Here is a 19,973-nt window from a genome sequence, read left to right on the forward strand (position 1 = left end):
GCGTTAGACCTCACAGGACGCAATGAGGTGACTTTTTGAAATCAGATTACCGATGGCTTTACGATACTTATGACGAAGAAAAAAGCACATAAACCAGGCTCGGCGACCATTGCGCTCAACAAGCGTGCTCGCCACGAGTATTTTATTGAAGAAGAATTCGAAGCTGGCCTTGCATTGCAGGGCTGGGAAGTAAAATCGCTGCGCGCCGGGAAAGCCAATATCGGTGATAGCTATGTGATCCTGAAAGATGGCGAAGCCTTCCTGTTCGGTGCCAACTTCACGCCGCTGACCGTCGCCTCGTCACACTACGTGTGTGACCCAACGCGTACCCGTAAGCTGCTGCTGAACAAGCGTGAACTGGAGTCCCTTTATGGGCGCATTAACCGTGAAGGCTTCACCGTGGTTGCCCTGTCGCTGTACTGGAAAAATGCCTGGTGCAAAGTGAAAGTTGGCGTCGCGAAGGGTAAAAAACAGCACGACAAACGTACCGATCTGAAAGAGCGCGAATGGCAGCTCGACAAAGCACGTATTATGAAAAACGCAGGACGTTGATTCTGCGCACTTATTGTACTATTCAATAAGTTAGCGTTCCGGGCTGGTATCCAGGATCTAAAATCTGGTATACTCAGTTCAACACTATTGGGGCTGATTCTGGATTCGACGGGATTTGCGAAACCCAAGGTGCATGCCGAGGGGCGGTTTGCCTCGTAAAAAGCCGCAAAAAAATAGTCGCAAACGACGAAAACTACGCTTTAGCAGCTTAATAACCTGCTCTGAGCCCTCTCTCCCTAGCTTCCGCTCTTAAGACGGGGATTCAAGAGAGGTCAAACCCAAAAGAGATCGCGTGGAAGCCCTGCCTGGGGTTGAAGCGTTAAAACTAATCAGGCTAGTACGTTAGTGGCGTGTTTGTTCGCAGCTGGCGTGCGAATGTAAAGACAAACTAAGCATGTAGTACCGAGGATGTAGAAATTTCGGACGCGGGTTCAACTCCCGCCAGCTCCACCAAAATTCTCCATCGGTGATTACCAGAGTCATCCGATGAAGTCCTGAAAGCCCGCATGGCACAAGCCCTGCGGGTTTTTTTGTGCCTTGAATTTGTCCAGCGAAGTCTGATGCCAACTAATTAAATCCGAACCTTTTAGGCACCTTGTTAGGCACCTCATAAAGCTTTATTGTTTTTGAGGTGCCTAAAACTATGGAAACCCGGCAATGGCAAGACAAACCAAACCTCTATCCGTTAAAGAGATCGAATCAGCCAAACCCAAAGAAGCGGACTACGTTCTCTATGATGGTGATGGCCTTGAGCTACTCATCAAACCCAGCGGGAGTAAAATTTGGCAGTTTCGCTACATTCGCCCTGTTACTAAGAAACGAGCGAAGAAGAGCATCGGCCCCTACCCGTCAGTTACCCTTGCCGATGCTAGAAACTACCGGGCAGAGTCTCGCTCTCTCTTGGTAAAACAAATCGATCCGCAGGAACATCAGCAAGAACAATTGCGCAGTTCGCTGGAAGCCAAAACCAATACTTTCCAACTCGTGGCTGAACGTTGGTGGAATGTGAAGAAAGCCAGCGTAACCAAGGACTATGCCGACGATATCTGGCGCTCTCTTGAAAGAGATATCTTTCCTGCAATTGGCGACGTTAGCGTTACAGAGATTAAAGCTCACACACTGGTTCAGGCCGTCCAACCGGTTCAGGCCAGAGGAGCACTGGAAACCGTTCGTCGCCTGTGCCAACGCATTAATGAGGTCATGATATATGCCCAGAACACAGGCCTGATAGATGCTGTGCCCAGTGTCAACATTGGCAAGGCATTTGAGAAACCACAGAAGAAAAATATGCCCAGTATTCGGCCGGATCAGCTACCTCAACTGATGCAGACGATGCGTACGGCCAGCATTAGTCTTTCAACCCGATGCCTGTTCATGTGGCAGCTTCTTACCATAACCCGCCCTGCCGAAGCGGCCGAAGCCCGTTGGGAAGAGGTAGACATGGAAGCGCGAGAATGGAAGATCCCTGCATCACGTATGAAGATGAACCGTGACCATACTGTTCCATTGTCAGATGAAGCAATTGCGATACTGGAGATGATGAAGCCGTTAAGTGGAAATCGAGAATTTATATTCCCTAGCCGTATCAAGCCCAACCAGCCCATGAATAGCCAAACCGTTAACGCATCACTAAAACGTGCAGGTTTTGGTGGAGTGCTCGTATCGCACGGTCTGCGATCAATTGCCAGTACTGCACTTAATGAACAAGGCTTTCCGCCTGATGTTATTGAGGCAGCACTTGCTCATGTGGATAAGAATGAGGTTCGACGTGCTTATAACCGCAGCGATTACCTGGAACAGCGTCGCCCAATGATGCAATGGTGGGCTGATTTTGTAATGGCTGCAGATTGTGGAAGTATCATTGATGGCGGGATGAAAGGAATACGTTTAGTGGGATGACTGGGCAGAATCCGCTATAGCGCCAAGTTCTATTCTGATAAACTTATTGTCAAAAATTTCCAAGAAAACTTAGGACATGACATAAGTTCACTGCACATCGATAGCAGCAGGACGGTCACATGCCAATGGAGAGTTGTTAGCAAATGAACCCCGTAGAAATAGAACAAGCCATCACGGATCTTGCAGCGCAACCCTATGATCCTGTAGAGTTTCCTTATGTGTGCTAGCTCAGACTTGACCTGACGATTTTCACTGGCAGCACACAATCAAATCTGACAGTCTGCTTTGAGCGAGGAGCGGACATTCCGGTTAATTTCACTGCTTATGGATTAAGTTACGATCATTTCTCATTTGTCGAAGTTATTGCGTAACCGTCAAACTTAAGCCTGACGGTAAAACTTAATTCAGCGAAGCAAAATACTGTGTAGGCGATTTACCTAAGGCTTTTCTGAACATGGTAATGAAGGCACTCACCGAGTCATAGCCCAGAGCGCCAGCGACGTTCTGCACCGATTTGCCTTCAGCCAACTCATTCAGGGCAATCATCAAATGTAACTGTTGCCGCCAGCGTCCGAAGCTCATTCCCGTCTCTGACTGCACCATTCTGGCCAACGACCGTTCACTGGTTGCAAGGCGGGAAGCCCACTGCTGTAAAGTCGTCCTGTCCCCCGGATCCGCAAAAAGCATTTCAGCCATTTGCCTGATTTTAGGATGGTCGGATATTGCAAGGTGGAGTGCTTCAACCGGTGCGTCCGGCAATTGTTCAAGGAGCACAGCAGCCAGCCTGGCCGTCTTACTGCCAGCGGAATAAGTGGGTTCCTGCTCGGCAAGATAAAGAATAAGTTCCCGAACAAGAGACGTCATGGCAATCGTACAACATGTTTCGGGCATGACGGCCGCCCCGGGTTCTATAAACAGAAAACAGGTTCGGGCATTATTTGTTACACGGCACCGGTGAGGCGTATTTCCGGGTATCCAGACGGCATGTCGGGGAGGGACAAGCCACAGAGCATTTTGAACTTCACAACTCACTGCACCATGCAAGGACAGGATAAGCTGACCCTTCCGGTGCGCATGCGGCATTATGCCGGAATACTCTTGCGCCGGTGCAGCGTGAAGGGCAACCGCTGGCTGCAGAAAGATGTCAGCGTCAAATTCATCGGGCGACGAAACTACTTTTTTATGTTTTGGCATATTTTAGAAATATGTTGTCTGATTATCTATATCTTGTAAACGGTCTGTATCTTAAAGTCTCTCTTTTTTCAGAGAAAGTCAGAAATATGTCATGTATCACAAACAAGTGGCGCACTGCCGCCCTTGTGACGGGAATTCTTTTTATCGCCGTTAACCTGCGAGCTCCCTTTACTTCAATAGCACCGGTGTTAAAGATCATTCAGGAACACTTTCAACTGAGTGTAACGTCCGTAGGATGGCTTAACTCATTACCGTTATTTGCCTTTGCAGTGTTTTCACCGGTGAGTGCGATTATTGCCCGAAAATTTGGTCTGGAACGTACACTGTTCGGCGCGCTGATAGTGATTTCTGCAGGTATTCTGCTACGTTCAGCAGGCAGTATGTGGGCGCTATACATCGGAACGATGCTCATAGGCACCGGTATCGCGCTGGGGAATGTCCTGTTGCCTGGCCTTATCAAGCGTGACTTTGCCGGAAACGTCGCATCATTGACGGGCGCATATTCCATCACAATGGGAGCCGCAGGTGCCGTAGGCTCCGCCATTATCATTCCACTTTCCCAGCAATGGGGCTGGGACAGTGCGCTTGCCCTGCTAGTGATAGCGCCTGTGCTTGCCCTGGCTTTTTGGTTCCCACAACTGAGCAATCACCATAAGCATACGCTCTCAGGTCCAACTCAAACCACGGGGGTATCCGTCTGGACATCAGCTCTGGCATGGCAGGTCACGCTGTTTATGGGACTGAATGCAATGCCGTTTTATGTTGCGGTGGGCTGGCTGCCAGCCATTCTGACGGATAATGGGATTTCACCTGAAAAAGCCGGAGCCGTACACGGGATGCTGCAGTTCACTACCGCAATTCCTGGACTCATGCTGGCGGCTACGCTGCGTCGTCTGAAGGACCAGAAAATGGCGGCTGTTGTTGTCAGTTTGCTTTCGGGAATATCTCTTATAGGAATACTGTACGCACCGGGCCTGTCGATGTTGTGGGCTGCCATTCTGGGATTCGGCTGCGGTGCCAGCATGATGCTGGGTCTGACCTTTGTCGGGTTACGTACAACAAATGCAAGCGATGCTGCAGCACTGTCAGGCATGGCGCAGTGCGTGGGCTATCTTATGGCTGCAATGGGTCCCCTTTTGCTGGGTAAGGTCCATGACTGGTCCGGTGGCTGGACCATTCCCCTGCTGATGACGGCTGTAATTACGGTAGCCGGCGCCTTAACCGGGCTGGCTGCAGGTCGAAACGTCTACCTGAAACCTGCCACTTCAGCAGGCTGACTCTGAGAGCAGGCTTCAGTTGGAAAAATCTTTAAATCAAGAATCTAACATCATTAAAAGGCAGTATTTCTATGAGTAACATCCTTATTATCAATGGCGCTAAAAGTTTTAACTTTGCCAGAGGTGAGCTAAACGAACTTTATGTCAACACCGCAAATGAGGTGCTGAGCCATCTCGGACACACGATATCCGTTACCAGGGCAGACAGTAATTTTGATCCACAGAACGAAATCTCTAAGATTCTTAACAGTGATATTCTGATATATCAGATGCCGGGATGGTGGATGGGTGAGCCATGGACGGTAAAAAAATGGATCGATGAAGTCTTTACCGAAGGTCATGGTTCTTTGTATGAAAGTGATGGTCGTACGCGTTCTGATGGCTCAAAAAAATACGGTTCGGGTGGTCTTCTTCAGAACAAAAAATACATGCTATCCCTGACCTGGAATGCCCCACTGGAAGCTTTTAACGATCCGGAGCAGTTTTTTGAGGGTGTCGGCGTGGACGGATTATACCTGCATCTTCATAAGGCCAATCAGTTCCTCGGTATGAGATCACTCCCAACCTTTATCACAAATGACGTGGTCAAATCGCCGGATGTGGAAAATGAAATCCGCCGCTTCAGCGATCATCTGATAGCAACCTTTTCCTGAACAATGATATAGCCCGGCGTTTTTCAGGGCCGGGCTATAGTCGTTCGGGGTCAGGCGCATGTTAACGTTATCCGACAGTTCGTACCTAATCTCATTCAGCAAAATGCTTCTTTCAGATACGGCGTGCCTGTCCTCCTGCCATCACTTCGGGAAAAGCCCGGATACCCAGTCAGCAAACGCGCGTACTGCAGGAGAAAGAAAGCGCTGATGAGGATAAAGCAAAGCGACCGGAACTGACGGTGGTTGCCAGTCGGACATCACTTCGACCAGCGTGCCTTGCTGCAGATGCTCAGAAACAATATTCTCGGCAAGCTGAGCCAGCCCGAACCCCTCAAGACACATTTTAATATACAGTCCTGTTTCGTTAACGGCCCCTTGTCCGCTGACAGATACGGAAATCGTCTCGGACCCCTTCATCAAACGCAATTCGTCGTTACGACGGGGCTGTCCAGAAAAATAGTGAATTGCACGATGCTGAGATAAGTCTTCAGGAGACCGGGGAATGCCGTATTCCTTCAGATAGTCCGGAGAGGCACATGTCACCCAGCGTAACCGTCCCAGCGGGCGAGCAACAAGCGTGGAATTAATCAGCTCACCCGTTCTTATCACACAGTCAACCCCCTCCTGAACAAGATCGACCTGACGGTCGCTCACCCCAATCATCAGATAGATATCCGGATAACGTTGGTAAAAGTCTTTCAGCCTGGGCATGACGATGAAATTGGCGATACCACCGGGCATATCGACGCGTAACCGTCCCTGCGGCCGTTTGACGGAATCCGTCAGACTGGATTCCGTATGCTCGATTAATGAGAGTATTTCCCGGCATTGTGCAAGATAGTGGAGTCCTTCTGGCGTTAGGCTTACCCGTCTGGTCGTACGGTTGAGTAGGCGTACCTGCAGGTAGTTCTCGAGGCTCTTGATCGAACTTGTTACCGTTGAGGACGGCAGTAACAGCGTTTCCGCCGCCCGCACAAAACTGCCGCCCTCAGCCACCCGCATAAAGATCTGCATTGCCTGAATACGATCCATTTTACTGCTCCTGAGCATCTCTGGTCTGTCTGTTGTAGTTACTATTATTCGTAAATATTGAATTATGAAAACACGTTAAGCATCTTTTTCGTATTAATTGAGTGACGTATCGTTTTCCTATTGACCAGGAAAGAGACTGTTTAAATGACGAATTACGCCAGAAACATTATGAATAATCAGACCGTAACCCCATCGGCGACGCTGATCCGTGGCGCGACCATACTGAGCATGGATGAGAATGTCGGCAACTTTGAGCGAGGTGATATTCTTATCACGGGCGCAACCATTACCGCCGTGGGTCAGTACCTGAACGCAGAGGGTGCCCATGTCATCGATGCCACGAACATGATTGCTATGCCTGGGATGGTAGATTCTCATCGCCACTCATGGGAAGGGCAACTGCGCCGCATCAACCCGAACGCCACCTGTCTGGACGACTACAGCAACGCCACGCACTTCTCGTTTGCAAAATACTATCGCCCCTCCGATATCTATGTGGGTAACCTGCTGACCGCGCTGGGTGCTATCGACGCAGGTATCACGACAATCATTGATAACTCCCATAACAGCCGCACTGCTGCACATTCAGACGCAGCAGTGGAGGCATTGCTCGACGCTGGTATTCGCGCCATCCACGCTTCAGGTGCGCCGGTGTCAGGTGACTGGGACAGAGCGCACTGGCCGGGTAACTGGCAGCGGCTGCAGGAGAAGTATTTCCGGAATAACCCTGAAAGTCTCGTGTCTCTTGCGGTAATGGCTCAGCTCGAGCCCGAATTGTGGGCCGAGGCCCGCCGGCTTGGGCTGCCTATCGTCACTGAATTCTTCGGTGCGGAAATGGGGGCTGAACTTCGGTCACTGCATCAACAGGGGCTGCTGGGACCGGACAATATCTTTAATCATTGCACTGCGCTCCCTGACGAAGGATGGAAAATCCTGCGCGAAGCCGGTGTTCGGGTGAACGTCTGTCCGCGATCTGATGCGCACTATGGTATTGAAGACGGCATGTTTGCTATTGAGGCAGCACAACGTCACGGTATCACGCCGGGTCTGAGCGTCGATAATGAAACGTCCTACAGCACCGACATGTTCATGGAGATGCGCGTGGCATTTTACCTGCAGCGTGTGATGGGCATGCATAAGCGACAGCACTGCCGCGGCACAGAGTATTCGCTGACAATGCTTCCGGCAGCGCAGCTTCTCAAGGCTGCAACCGTCGATGGCGCTTACTGTGCCGGGCTGCAGGATAAAGTCGGCAGCCTGACGCCAGGTAAACAGGCTGACCTGATCCTGATCAATGCCGGCGACATTAACCTCTATCCTAACGGGAATGCCTTTGGCACGGTGGTACATGCGACAGAACGCAGCAATATTGATACCGTCATGATTGGCGGGCGCATTGTTAAACAGAACGGCATGGTCGTGGGCGTCGACAGAGCACGCCTCCATGCAGCGATTGATGAATCGCGTGAACATCTGTTTGCAGCCGCCGGGTATAAACCTGACATGTTTGCAGAAACCTTCCTGCCTCTGGAACAGGCGCACTGACAGGGATAAAACGCATGAGCATGATTTATTACCTAATCGCTTTTGCCGCGGGCCTCGGGATCACCCTGCAGACAACCCTGAACAGTCAGCTTGCACGAGGCCTGGGAGGCGATTCGGTCACCGCCGCGTTGTTTTCCTTCTCTGCCGGGGCATTTACGCTGGGGATCTACTCGCTGCTGCGCGGGGGATTATTCACCTCGCTTGCGGCAATTCCTTCCCAGCCACTGTGGAGCCTGGCAGGCGGACTGATCGGAGCCGGTGCATTGTTTAGCTATGTGGTGCTGGCACCAAAAATCGGTTTCTCAGCTCTGCTCGGGCTGGCGATTGTCGGACAGTTACTCTCATCTCAGATGATTGATCATTTTGGCCTGCTGGGTGCCATAAGGCGACCGGTTTCGCTACTCAAGCTGGGCGGAATGCTGGTCATGCTCGTCGGGCTTGCCATCATGCTTTTCGGTGATCGGCTTTCTGAGCGTTTTTAGCATTAACTTAATGAATGAGTGATCCATCTCATGGCGGACGTTTGTACTGGTGCAGACGTCCTTATCGTTAATGTATGCCTCGCATTTATATTTATCCCCTGAAGAACTAACTTGTTTACAGTATCTGCTGATGTAAGAAATTTTCCGGGAAAGTGTCCTGTCTGAAGTGGAAGTTTTTTCCAATGAAAGTGTTGAAATGAGGAAAAGGAAGAATGGCCCTTAAAGGGCCATGCAAAACCAAAAATTAGACATAGATGTCAATCATATTGTTGTTATTATCTTTTGTCTGATTTTCATCTGCCTGTACCATATGTTCATTTCCTTTTTTCTCCGACTTATTATCAGTCTGCTTCCTTAGTAACTGTTCCAGTTCGGCTTCCAGGCTTTCAATTTGCTTTTGGATCAGTTCAGCCATCTCTTTCTTCTGCTCTGTTGTCATCCCTTTTTCAGAAGAAATCTTGCCGAGCCTCTCGGTTAGCTGCTGGATTTGTGCCATGATCTGCGCTGTACGCGAACTCTCTTTTGGCTGGTGATTGCTGAGCGCTGTTAAATTTGAGTTGGTTTGAATCGTGATTGACATAGATAATTTCCTCCGTTAAATGAATTTAATCGGCATTAAAAACAGGGTGCTTTAATTTTTTTAATTAAAATACTTTTTCCAAAACCCTCTCGCGTAATGCTCACTGTCTTCTCTTGCATTAACTATCACTGTTGGCTAAAGAAAACCCTCAAGATTAAACTCTGTTTCAACTTTGAGCTTCCCCATAGCTGAGTTAGCGAATTCGACTTCTTTTACCAGTCTGGCGAAACATAAGGCGCGGAGTAAAGATGATGGTTCACCCAACTCAGAAATCCGTAAAATGGGGAAAGAAAGGCTAAACCTGTCTACGATAGCTCAATCAATATTATTCTCTGTTGCCTGGGAGAAGATTTGCTTTTATCCAGCTTGCCACGTCGGTGACCGGGATGTTGTGTTGCTCGTTAAACGTACCTTTCTTGTTCCATGCGACTCCACGCCCCTGAGCAAAAACAGCACGATATTTACCCATCATGTCCTGAGGGTCACGAGCCAGTTTGTCCATTAAAAATTGTTCAGTCCATTCTGAACGGCTGAAAGGCCGGCCAAGAGCAAACTGAAGTCTGTCGGCCACTTCTGAATAAGTGAGTGTATCACCGGCAATATACACAATCTCATCGCGGATACGGGGCGTGTAAAATACAATCTCGGCAGTGAGCATTCCGATATCATCCGGCGTCGTCAGCGTCATCTTGTTATCCAGACTGCCCAGAGCATGTACAACATTGTTTTGGAGATCAACAACCCCGAAGTCAGGTTCGAAGAGGTAACTCATGAAGATGCCTGTCGAAATGATGACCCACTCAGTCTGATGCTGGCTGCGAAGTAAATCACGTACATCAATCTGTGCATCGAAAATGTCCTGAGGACTGCCCCGGCCAATGGCGTCGAAATCTGCGCCAAACTGCCAGGGGAAATATCTGGGGATACCTGCCTGAAGAGCAGCCTGTGCCAGTTTCATGGGCGTATTAATGCCCGCGGCGTAACCTGCACAACCGACTACCGTGTCATACTGAGAAAATACGACTGCGAGCTCCTCAATGGTGCTTTTCACCAGATCACCCGTAACTATCTCAACCCCAAGATTTCTGATCTCAGCGATAAGATTCTGTTTGGCTGGTTCGCCAGACATTACGGTATTCTCACGTAGAAGCACGCTGATTTTTGCACCCTCAACATCTTTTGCCCGACGGGTAAGGTTGCGCAAAACGGGAAGGCCCAGTTCACCGGCACCCAATACGAGGATATTTTTAGAAGTGGTGTTAAGATCCATTTTGTTCATAATCTGGCCTGTAAAAGAATGTACTACATCACTCTAACAAGTCATATAAGGCAAAAAAAGAAGGTACACGCATGATACCGGGGGGAAGCAGGATGGGGCGGGATGAAATTCTTCAGTATTCGCAGGAGGTATGTAAAGGTCTGCGGGATGATGATGATGGTTTGCGTCGGGAAGTGTTGGCCCATGCGGGAAGTCGCTGGTCATTAGGCGTTGTCAACACGCTTGGCGTTTATGGAAGACTACGTCATGCTGAGATTGGCAGACGTATGCACGGAGTGACTCAGCGCATGCTGACGCGCACATTACGACAACTTGAGCGGGACGGTCTTGTTATCCGCCATGATTTCAGTGAAGTTCCGCCACGAGTCGAATACGAGCTGTCTGATACTGGTATGGAACTGCTTATTCGTATGATCCCGCTATGGACCTGGATTGTCGAAAATGCGGATCGCTTTCGTGAAGACAGGTTGAAATATGACAAAAATAACAGCAACCCAATGACGTAATTAATTCTGAGTAAAAAAACATCACTTATTATGATTCGTCACAAATATTAGTATTTACATGGATAAGTCATTCGTAATGAATGTTAACTTTAATTGTCCAGGAATAACGTCGATCTCACCGGATTCGTCCGGGATGATATAGTTAAAGAGGTTTCAATTCTACGGAGCTGTAGATAGCAGGACTCGCTTTGCCAAACCTTTTCCAGTCAATAAGGACTAAATCACCGCTTTCTTGGACATGAATTACGGAGTTGCTTCGACTAGTCACTTATTCCTAACTGGTTATGTCCGCTTCTGACACATAGCTGAAGCTAACTGATTCAAAGGCCTGCTATTAGCGAATAGCAGGTCAACTCATCAAAGCCTGTCTGTTTTATTGCATCATTAGCCGAGTCCTGAAGCCTTAACTGTGCATCGTCCATGGCCGCTGACTTTTCCTCTCTTCACCAGATAAACACGAACCCAGCTTGATACAGATCAAAAAAAACAGCTTTAAGCTAATGAAAAGAATAATAATTCTTGAATGCTGACAAAACAATGGGATAGTTGCGTTGATTATTAGACGATCGGTCAATATTATTTATGAACGACTTAATAACTGAACGGTAAACGACCAGACAGACGAGGTGAAAGTGTTTAAATCTTTATTAATCAACAAAACAGATGATCGCTACAGTGCGCAACTTGCTGAAATTGCTGAAAGTGAGCTTCCGCAGGGTGATGTGGAGGTCATTATTGACTATTCATCCATCAACTACAAAGATGCCCTGGCCATTACGGGCCGTGGCCCCATCGTCCGGCACTTTCCAATGGTGCCAGGCATTGATTTTGCCGGTACGGTGTCCGCCAGTTCACATCCGGAATATCAGGCCGGGGATAAGGTTCTTCTTACCGGCTGGGGTGTAGGGGAAAAACATTGGGGTGGATTGTCCGAAAAAGCACGGGTAAAAGGAGACTGGCTGACCCTGCTCCCGACTGGCGCAAACAGCAAGCACGTAATGGCTATCGGAACCGCTGGTTTTACCGCGATGCTGTGTGTCGACGCGCTGTTAAATCATGGTGTTAAGCCTGAAGATGGTCCGGTACTTGTTACCGGTGCCAGCGGAGGTGTCGGAAGTATTGCAGCCATGATCCTGGCATCAATGGGTTACCGCGTCACCGCGTCTACTGGTCGCCCGGAAGAAGCCGCCTGGCTTTATAAAACGGTCGGTGTAGAAGAGATTATTAATCGCTCCGAGCTTTCCTCACCAGGAAAACCGTTACAGAAAGAACGCTGGGCTGCCGCCATTGATACAATCGGCAGCCACACGCTCTGCAACGCCTGCGCCGGGGTGCGATATGGCAGCATTGTTGCAGCCTGCGGCATGGCACAGGGCATGGAACTGATGGGGAACGTGGCTCCGTTTATCCTGCGTGGTGTCACGCTTAAAGGGATTGACAGTGTTATGTTTTCGAAAGAAAAAAGAGCGGCGATCTGGCAGCAGGCGGTAAATTATTTACCAGAGTCCAGACTGGATAGCCTGACTACCGTTTATCCACTCAGTGAGGCCATCAATGTGGCCGAAAAACTTCTCAATGGCAAAATTCGTGGCCGGGCAGTGATTCAATGTAGCTAATTAGATGGATAGAAGGTCCTGCCTGAGATTGATGCTGACTTATTAAGGGGCCGGTTTAGGCCCCTCTTTTTACTATTCAGCCGCCACTTCCGGCGATGGTTGATAGCGTACAGAAGTTTTGAAATAGTTCCAGAAATCGTACACAGGTTGGATTGAACAATAAAGTTTGGCGCGCATGACTGCGCCTTCCCAGCCACTCCAGAAAATGGCCGCCAGTTGCGTATCATTCATATCGGAACATATTTCGCCTGAAGATAACGCATCGGACAAACAGGCCGCAACAAGTGCTTGCCAGCGCTCAAGAATACTCTGTAGTTGGTTAATAAAGGATGGCGGAAGCCCCGGGCTCTCCTGCATCATATTGCCAACCAGACAGCCACGAGTGAAGTTATACTTATTAATCCCATCACAGGCATCATCTATGAAATTTTCCAGACGTACCATCGGTGAGCAGGATGATTCATAAAGATGTTTCTTGAGTTTATGTTGAAAGAAACTGTCATAGGCATTCAGAACTGTCTGAGCATATTCCTCTTTACTCTTAAAATAATAATAAAATGAGCCTTTAGGAACACTGGCATTTTTGACAATGGCATCGACTCCCGTCGAAAGAAAACCATTCTGCGTTAGCAGTTCAAGTCCGCTGCGGATCAGGTCATTACGAGTATCTGCATAGGTACTTTCTGTTTTTCGTGGTCTTCCCCTTCCGCGAATTTCACCGGTCATGACTTATCCCCTGCACCTTATTAATAGAAAAGAATAAGTGATTTTGTACGGCAGCTTCAATCAGTTTATCCCCGTCGTTGACGAAGTGGTCACTTCTGACGAATGAAAAGTGGCATAGCCTGTCGCTAACGACATTGAAGGCTTTGTTCTTAAACTGGCTTATCGAGTTCAATGGCGAATTGCAAACGTCAGCTTCTGGCACAATGCGGCCTGTCAGCTTAGGTTAAGCCCTGTGCAGTAACAGTGCCAGATCAAGTTTGAGCTAATACAACTAACTATAACAGGTGAGCTGTTATTCAAAATAGCTTACTGGTGCCCTGATTGCCTCAGCGTTTTCTTACTGCTTTTGCAAACGCTGCACTGACACACTTATCTCCACTGGGGACAGACCATTCCCGCAACAAATCACCCAACCTCCCCTCGATTTCTGCCTCATCGAGCGAGTCGTCTTCATCCTTAACAGAAGGCCACCCATGATCCTCAATATAGGGACGTAAATCTTTAATGAGGTCACTTATAGCATCCGTCTTCGTTTTCCATCCCCCGGGTCGCGCTCCCAGTAATTTTATCACCTCCTCTTTAATACCGTTAAAACGTGCCGCTTTCCTTTTCCCGCCAAAAGCAGAATTGAGTTTATGTTGCTCCTTGAGATTTTTAGCTGCTGCAGTTGCACAGCGGTTCAGACCACACTCCAGAAGAGCAATGGCATTCTGCATCAATTGCACCGCATGATCGGGATCCGATTTCAGAATCGCCTTCCCTTGCGCCCAGGTTTGTTGAGCATCAGCCAGATTGCCCCTGATGCCTTTTTCTACCCATGCAGAACGACTGAATACTTTAAGGTAGCGCCGCCAGTTTTTCTCTCCCTGCTGGCAGGCCAGTGCCTGTGCTAAATCTTTAGAGCTGGTTTGCCTCCCTGTGTTTATCACCACAATAAGTTCAACATCTTCTGTCACCCTTGTTCTTGCAATATGTTTCTGTTTGATCCCTAGATGAAAGCATAGTGCTTTTTTTTTCTTCCGGTATCTGCTTAATAATTCTTCAAATAAAAGGTTTTCTTTAACATCAGCCATTCATAACTCCCAGATTCTGAATGATAGCTTTCATGCGGAAACAGATTGTCTTCTCTGACATGGTAGATATCTCAGGGCCAAAACCCCGGCCCTGAACTCATCGAACCAGATACAAGGCAGCTTTTGGTCCAGTATTTACAACTTTCACAAATAATCAGGTCTGACATCAACAAAAAACGGTGAAAATCGCCCAAAATAAATCTCTACCACATTGTAATAAAAGATTTTTTCCAATACCTTCACTACGGACATACTCTCCCCTTTTCCTGCCTTGTAAGATCGCATCCATACTGAGACAAAGAGAGACAAACATACATGGCTGCACAAAATCTCAAGGTACTACGCATCCGTGCCGTTGTGAACAAACTCGGCATAGCTCGTTCAACCATTTACGACTGGATCAATCCGAAGTCACCACGCTACGACGCAACCTTTCCAAAGCAACGCAGACTGGGCATGCAATCTGTCGGCTGGTTTGAATCGGAACTGGATGAGTGGTTGTTAAAACGTCATCAGGCATCATCGACAGATATTGCCTAGCATCCATAAATAAGAGCATTAACAATGCATTAGATTAATGCATTAAATTGCTAGTGTATTTCAGTCTCATTTGAGACAAATACATCTTAATTACTAACGATATATTAAGAAACACTATCAATTATGCTCATGATTAGTGAGCAATTGATTATTTATCATCCAAAAATATTGAATGTAATAAGAGTCTTATTATGGCTATTTGTAAAAGAAATAATTGTAATCTCTCAATAGGTGATTTACCAGATGAGCGTAAATTGCGCTTATGCCCAAAACATTATCAGGGTAAGCTATCTAATGCAGCTAAAAGAGCCCAAAGGTGGGGTCTGACGTGCCAGTACCCGCCCTGTGGTATAAGTCTGTCTGGTACCCGCAATCAACGGTATTGTTGTATTGAGCATCGTAACAAAGACAGAAGACTTATAGATGACGATGCCATTGTCAGTCTGGTAAAACATTCTTACTGGATTAACGTAGAATCAATGCTGAAGAATAATCCCCTCGGGCTGGGGAGTATCAACTGCCCTGATGACATCGCTGAACTTATCAGGTTATACGAGCGTAAAGCAGCTCACCAGAAAGCATATAACACGATCAATGGCCGCAGGGTGACTGACTCAAAGGGGCTGGCAATAAAACGCTTAACGCCCTGGCTGGAGTTAGAACTGTGCCATATTTATCCTAATTCTAAAGGAGGAGCTAATATCACACGTAACATTATTATCGCTCCGTCACTGATTAACAGAATGATGAAAGACTCAGTGCCTGTTTGTAACACAAGAGGAACATTCAGCGGCATAAAAGCGGCAGGCTTATCCCTGTCTGTTGAATCAACGCTATTGAAAGCACTCACAGAGAAATATGGAGCATTTGAAATACAGGAAGCATTATCTCCTGTAAAGAATGTGACATTTGCTGATCCTGGTATACCACGCAGACTGTTTGGCACAGATATTTATGCTTATCCACCTTTATTGAAACTTTTAAAGGAGGAATCATCGCGCCTGGAGCTCTGGGATTTAAGGGAATCTATTAATCATATTGAAAGTAGTCACTGGCTGTCAGCTGGCCCTGCAAATGAGTTATTTGCAGTCGCAGCTTTTCATGCCATGTTAAATGGGGATAAAGATAACTTACTTGAGATATTTTCCGGGCTGCACGAAGACGTAACGGAGCGAGCCAGGCGAAAAGAAAGATTGATTCATGCATATTACCAAAACGTACTTGAGGATTATATGGCTCGCTATTTTGGTCTTGACTTGAATAATCAGGAAGCCTGCGTTTTATTTTACAATACATATTTCACAGCACCACCACTTGATAAAGATGGGGTTTTGGTTATATCTCCTCATTTCTGACGCTAAGCGGGGATCAGGAGTGGGTCTCCCGATGCAGATAGCTAAGACCGGCCTTATTTCTGCAAAATAGTGGACAAAACCGACCTGTTGTTAACATAAAGAAGTCAGATTTAACAAATTCGGACGGCAACATCGTCACGTGCTTTACCACCTAAACCAGATGGGTACTTGCCTGGTATCTTACTTTGCAAGATCTGGCATTTATATTTCCTTTATAAAATCACAAATAGACTATCGCAATGAAATGTAAATCTACGTTAACGACCAGGCTAAAGGATATGGGTTACCAGACCTCTCCAAAAAACACACAATAAAACTCAAGGGGGACTCATTAAGATTTTATAAATATATAATTACCATGAACCAGTACAAAGCAGGAAAATAACCGAAATCAAAAGCCCCCCTCATTATACTGACAATACCCAGATACAACAAAATTATTATAGTCGGGGTAATACTGTATATTTCAAGACACACGCTGTCCGAATTCATTAGCATGGAGCATATATTAACCATTCCCGGTGACACATCCGTGCAGCAGTCCCTTTTACAGTGTGACTTCATATCACACTGACTGAGGGCGGATAATGGCTGTCTACCGTAACGATGCAGATTTACATTTGCTGGGCCAGTGCAGCAATGAAGAGCTGCAATTGCTGATTTCCATCCTGACCACTGACCCACGCGACGGCGACACCCGCTGGACAGAAAGCCTGACCAGTTCTCCGGAATACCGTCTGCTGGCACCGGACCATCGCCGCTACTGGCAACTGATAGCCGCTGAGCTTCAGCGCTATGGCGCGAATACCTTAATGAGTATGGCCCGTTTTGGGCAGGGCGTGGTTTACCGGGAAATTCTCGAAGATGTCTGCAAAAAACTCGATGTTAACTACAACACGAAAAGCGCTACTGAAACCATTGAGCTCGCCCTGTTAATGAAGGTTCTGGAGAAAAGCCTGTCTCAGATGACGCAGGAAGAGCTGTCTGCTTTTTCCCGCACAATGCAGCTTGACCTGACCAACCCGACGCCTCAGCTCATCATCATGGCGGTACAGGCAGCGATACGGACTTCCTCTCTGGCGGCACTGGAGCTTGCTACTGTGATGTCTGCAGGCATCATTACCTCACTGGGTGGCATTGCTACCTGGGGCACTGTGGTCGTGGCGTCAAGGGCTATGTCTGTCATTGCCGGTCCCGTTGCCATTGCACTCAGTTCAGCATGGATGATTTCCGACATTACCGGTCCGGCCTACCGGGTAACCATACCCGCATGCATGATCGTGGCCTGGCTCCGTCAGCAACATATTTCCCGTTAATCCACTTTGGCCGACCGATGGCGGGTCCGGCTATTTTCTGCAGGGAGCAGTTACCATGCCTGAACAGGAACACCGTTATGACCGGTTAGCCAGTCGTCTCGCCATACTGGTCAGCCGCCTCTTTATGGGCGAAACGCTCAGTGTCAGGCAACTCGCGCAGGAATTTGGCGTATCTGAACGCACTGTACAGCGAGACCTGCGTGAACGTCTGCGCTATATCGACACAGAATATATCGACGGAAACGTCAGCCTCCGTGATGCACGAGGACCTTTTCGCACCAACAATGATATTCTGCGTTTTGCCCGAATAACCAGCGTTGCACATTATTTTCCGGCTCTTGATCCTAAGCTGCTTTCAGTACTCCTTGATAGTGGTCAGGACTCTCCCTGCATCATCTGGAATGATCCTCCGCAACAGGCCCCTGCATTATTTGGCGGTTTTCAGATCATCGTTCAGGCCATCATCCGTCATCGCCTTATCCACTTCCTGCATCAGGAACGCCAACAGCCATCAGTCGCACCTTACAGGCTCATTTGCCACGACGGAGAGTGGTATCTGGTGGCTGTCTCGAAGGATCGCATTCAGGTTTTTACCCTCTCAACAATTACCGATGTGGTGATGACTGTCAGCAGTTTTGTACGGAACAGACATATCGACCACATCATGCAGGATCCGAGGTTTATGCGTGCGCTTCCTCATTTTAATTACATCAGCGGAATTATTCATAAATAAGTTTATTTCTCTGACGTTGCATTAAAAAACAAGGTGAAAAATGTCTGCTCACCCGACCACATTAAAAAATCTATTAACCAATACGAAGGAACCTGAAATGAAAACGTACAAATCAGCGATATTTATTATTATCGTTTTCACCCTGACAGGGTGTGGGGATAATTTCTCGTGTGAAAACGAGGAGGTATTAAAATCAGTTAATGAGGCTATAGTCAGTAGCGCTGTAAATGAACGCGACTTCAGAACATTTCGCCCATACAGTCAGTCAGGCCTGACTGGCAAGGCAGTGACGGTAGACTGGGATACCCCCCTGACTATTGACAGCAATCCGAATGCTAAATCGTTAACCTGTAAGGTTCGCTTGACCGCTATGTTATCTGATGATGAAACTAGCCGTTTAAAACAGAGGATTGATGACATTACCCACAGGGCGGAGAGCGAGCCCGGCTACGAGAGTAATAAAGGATTTATTGCAAATGTGAATAAAGCAGCAATGGATATGGCAAGAACCAGACAGGTCACAGGCACAATAGAATATAACCTCTATCAGTCAAAGGGACATCCTGTCACTGAAGTCGGTAATACGCCAGAGAACAGTCAGACAATTAAGGATATTGGCGATAAGTTATTACGCCCGGTGGCAAGAGTTTATGCTGCTCAGGGGGGAGAGCTGGCATTAAATGATTTTTATTCTGTCGATATAATGTCCATGTTTCGCACACGATAAGAAAGGCGTAACAAACCGGGTTTAAATGCTGTGATTACGAATTTAAATCATCGGTAATCATTAAGGAGAAACCATGAAAATATTATTAGCTGTTACACTCACCGCTGTGATACTGAGTGCTGTACCCACAGCGTTTGCCGTTCCCAATATCTGGCATTCAGGCTTCGGCATGGGCATGTCCGAATACATCATCACCAGCCCGCAGCATACCGGACTCAACATCAGTTGTACCAGTAATCCCGATGAGAACCAGGTGCTCCAGCACAGCGTACTGGTCACCCTGCCGGATGGACGCACCCTCAGTTCACAGGATGACGGTACCGCTATTACGCTCGTCACCGGTGGCGAACAGTATGGTGTGCCTGCTTCCCTGGGCTGGCGTAATGGGGATAATGCCTGGGTATCATTCATTGATGCTGTCAAAAAAGCAACATCATTTGAAGTCTGGGTTAACGACAAAAAAGTAGCCAGTTTCACACCCTCAGCCAGTAATGTTCATAAGGTGCTTGCTGATATGTCAGCTTGTACCTCCCTCACGGCGGATTAGCATCAACTCCATACACCGTCCCAGCACCCGTTTCGTCTGAAACGGGTGCTCTCACATTCCCATGGATTTCGTTTTGCATGCCACCTTACGGTGGCGTTGAGGCTTTCCTATGCCCTTTTTAAAAATTCTAATCACTGCCTTAGGTCAGGTGCTGACCTGGTGCGGCGGGCATCAGGCCCGGCAGTATATTGAAATCCGCTTCCGTCAGGCTGGCTACGATGACAGCAGCATTGATACGGCCAGAGAAGCTGTCACGTTGCTGGTTACTGCACTTATCACCGCCCTGATGGCGCAGATACTTAAGATTCTGGATACGCTGTAGTCCCGCCCGCCCTATCCGT

21 protein-coding genes and 1 other RNA gene are annotated in these 19,973 nt (G+C 47.8%); 16 read left to right on the top strand and 6 right to left on the bottom strand.

Going from position 1 to position 19,973, the window contains the following annotated elements; all coding sequences use genetic code 11:
• Positions 1-69 precede the first annotated feature (69 nt).
• From smpB to ACN9MQ_RS17090, 3 genes are all read left to right on the top strand, one after another.
• A complete protein-coding gene (gene smpB / locus ACN9MQ_RS17080) occupies positions 70-552 on the top strand; it encodes an SsrA-binding protein SmpB (RefSeq protein WP_008502505.1) in 483 nt (160 codons plus the stop codon).
• Between the two features lie 89 nt (positions 553-641).
• Positions 642-1,005, top strand: a transfer-messenger RNA (tmRNA) gene (gene ssrA / locus ACN9MQ_RS17085).
• A gap of 204 nt (positions 1,006-1,209) precedes the next feature.
• Positions 1,210-2,451: an integrase gene (locus ACN9MQ_RS17090; RefSeq protein ID WP_426262659.1), complete on the top strand. Its 1,242-nt coding sequence runs from the start codon at positions 1,210-1,212 to the stop codon at positions 2,449-2,451.
• Positions 2,452-2,850: 399 nt separating this feature from the next.
• Here the strand turns inward: ACN9MQ_RS17090 and ACN9MQ_RS17095 are convergent, their stop codons facing one another.
• Positions 2,851-3,645, bottom strand: coding sequence for an AraC family transcriptional regulator (locus tag ACN9MQ_RS17095; RefSeq protein WP_032937977.1), 795 nt, complete (start codon positions 3,643-3,645; stop codon positions 2,851-2,853).
• Between the two features lie 86 nt (positions 3,646-3,731).
• Here ACN9MQ_RS17095 and ACN9MQ_RS17100 point away from each other — a divergent pair, with 86 nt between their 5' ends.
• Both ACN9MQ_RS17100 and ACN9MQ_RS17105 read left to right on the top strand, forming a co-directional pair.
• On the top strand, positions 3,732-4,922 hold the full coding sequence (locus ACN9MQ_RS17100; protein ID WP_426262660.1) for an MFS transporter: 1,191 nt from the start codon (positions 3,732-3,734) through the stop codon (positions 4,920-4,922).
• A gap of 71 nt (positions 4,923-4,993) precedes the next feature.
• Positions 4,994-5,575: an NAD(P)H-dependent oxidoreductase gene (locus tag ACN9MQ_RS17105; RefSeq protein WP_032937979.1), complete on the top strand. Its 582-nt coding sequence runs from the start codon at positions 4,994-4,996 to the stop codon at positions 5,573-5,575.
• 141 nt (positions 5,576-5,716) lie between these two features.
• On the opposite strand, the gene ACN9MQ_RS17110 is transcribed toward ACN9MQ_RS17105, so the two are convergent.
• Positions 5,717-6,607 (bottom strand): LysR family transcriptional regulator, encoded by an 891-nt coding sequence (locus ACN9MQ_RS17110; RefSeq protein WP_032937982.1) that lies wholly within the window; start codon positions 6,605-6,607, stop codon positions 5,717-5,719.
• 144 nt (positions 6,608-6,751) lie between these two features.
• Here ACN9MQ_RS17110 and ACN9MQ_RS17115 point away from each other — a divergent pair, with 144 nt between their 5' ends.
• The gene (locus ACN9MQ_RS17115) at positions 6,752-8,152 is read left to right on the top strand and encodes an amidohydrolase family protein (protein WP_032937983.1); all 1,401 of its coding nucleotides are present in this window, start codon (positions 6,752-6,754) and stop codon (positions 8,150-8,152) included.
• A 14-nt stretch (positions 8,153-8,166) separates the two neighbouring features.
• Positions 8,167-8,634, top strand: coding sequence for a DMT family transporter (locus ACN9MQ_RS17120; protein ID WP_032937984.1), 468 nt, complete (start codon positions 8,167-8,169; stop codon positions 8,632-8,634).
• 244 nt (positions 8,635-8,878) lie between these two features.
• Here ACN9MQ_RS17120 and ACN9MQ_RS17125 read toward each other — a convergent pair whose 3' ends face one another.
• Both ACN9MQ_RS17125 and ACN9MQ_RS17130 read right to left on the bottom strand, forming a co-directional pair.
• On the bottom strand, positions 8,879-9,214 hold the full coding sequence (locus ACN9MQ_RS17125; protein WP_032937991.1) for a FlxA-like family protein: 336 nt from the start codon (positions 9,212-9,214) through the stop codon (positions 8,879-8,881).
• 325 nt (positions 9,215-9,539) lie between these two features.
• Positions 9,540-10,493 (bottom strand): aromatic alcohol reductase, encoded by a 954-nt coding sequence (locus ACN9MQ_RS17130; protein ID WP_048260107.1) that lies wholly within the window; start codon positions 10,491-10,493, stop codon positions 9,540-9,542.
• 71 nt (positions 10,494-10,564) lie between these two features.
• On the opposite strand from ACN9MQ_RS17130, the gene ACN9MQ_RS17135 reads away from it, so the two are divergent.
• Together ACN9MQ_RS17135 and ACN9MQ_RS17140 are read left to right on the top strand one after the other, a co-directional pair.
• Complete coding sequence (locus ACN9MQ_RS17135; protein ID WP_200005245.1) at positions 10,565-10,999, top strand: winged helix-turn-helix transcriptional regulator; 435 nt, start codon at positions 10,565-10,567, stop codon at positions 10,997-10,999.
• Between the two features lie 632 nt (positions 11,000-11,631).
• Entirely contained in the window at positions 11,632-12,615 is a 984-nt protein-coding gene (locus ACN9MQ_RS17140) for an MDR family oxidoreductase (RefSeq protein WP_426262732.1), read from the top strand.
• Between the two features lie 72 nt (positions 12,616-12,687).
• Here the strand turns inward: ACN9MQ_RS17140 and ACN9MQ_RS17145 are convergent, their stop codons facing one another.
• Both ACN9MQ_RS17145 and ACN9MQ_RS17150 read right to left on the bottom strand, forming a co-directional pair.
• Positions 12,688-13,341 (bottom strand): TetR/AcrR family transcriptional regulator, encoded by a 654-nt coding sequence (locus ACN9MQ_RS17145; RefSeq protein ID WP_032937998.1) that lies wholly within the window; start codon positions 13,339-13,341, stop codon positions 12,688-12,690.
• Between the two features lie 326 nt (positions 13,342-13,667).
• Positions 13,668-14,414: a hypothetical protein gene (locus ACN9MQ_RS17150; protein WP_032938000.1), complete on the bottom strand. Its 747-nt coding sequence runs from the start codon at positions 14,412-14,414 to the stop codon at positions 13,668-13,670.
• 315 nt (positions 14,415-14,729) lie between these two features.
• On the opposite strand from ACN9MQ_RS17150, the gene ACN9MQ_RS17155 reads away from it, so the two are divergent.
• The 7 genes from ACN9MQ_RS17155 to ACN9MQ_RS17185 all read left to right on the top strand — a co-directional run bounded on the left by ACN9MQ_RS17155 (position 14,730) and on the right by ACN9MQ_RS17185 (position 19,954).
• Positions 14,730-14,954, top strand: coding sequence for a helix-turn-helix transcriptional regulator (locus tag ACN9MQ_RS17155; protein WP_032938002.1), 225 nt, complete (start codon positions 14,730-14,732; stop codon positions 14,952-14,954).
• Between the two features lie 191 nt (positions 14,955-15,145).
• Entirely contained in the window at positions 15,146-16,309 is a 1,164-nt protein-coding gene (locus tag ACN9MQ_RS17160) for a hypothetical protein (RefSeq protein WP_224232184.1), read from the top strand.
• A 587-nt stretch (positions 16,310-16,896) separates the two neighbouring features.
• Positions 16,897-17,625 carry a DUF3944 domain-containing protein gene (locus ACN9MQ_RS17165; RefSeq protein ID WP_032938014.1) on the top strand — a complete coding sequence of 243 codons (729 nt, stop codon included), beginning with the start codon at positions 16,897-16,899 and terminating at the stop codon, positions 17,623-17,625.
• 55 nt (positions 17,626-17,680) lie between these two features.
• Positions 17,681-18,358, top strand: coding sequence for a helix-turn-helix transcriptional regulator (locus tag ACN9MQ_RS17170; RefSeq protein WP_032938016.1), 678 nt, complete (start codon positions 17,681-17,683; stop codon positions 18,356-18,358).
• A gap of 97 nt (positions 18,359-18,455) precedes the next feature.
• Complete coding sequence (locus ACN9MQ_RS17175; protein WP_032938019.1) at positions 18,456-19,085, top strand: hypothetical protein; 630 nt, start codon at positions 18,456-18,458, stop codon at positions 19,083-19,085.
• Between the two features lie 73 nt (positions 19,086-19,158).
• Positions 19,159-19,632 (top strand): hypothetical protein, encoded by a 474-nt coding sequence (locus ACN9MQ_RS17180; RefSeq protein ID WP_032938022.1) that lies wholly within the window; start codon positions 19,159-19,161, stop codon positions 19,630-19,632.
• Positions 19,633-19,741: 109 nt separating this feature from the next.
• The gene (locus ACN9MQ_RS17185) at positions 19,742-19,954 is read left to right on the top strand and encodes a hypothetical protein (RefSeq protein WP_032938024.1); all 213 of its coding nucleotides are present in this window, start codon (positions 19,742-19,744) and stop codon (positions 19,952-19,954) included.
• Positions 19,955-19,973 lie beyond the last annotated feature (19 nt).

The organism is Enterobacter sp. R-25 (genome assembly GCF_049913205.1).
GTDB classification, from domain to species: Bacteria; Pseudomonadota; Gammaproteobacteria; order Enterobacterales; family Enterobacteriaceae; genus Enterobacter; species Enterobacter ludwigii.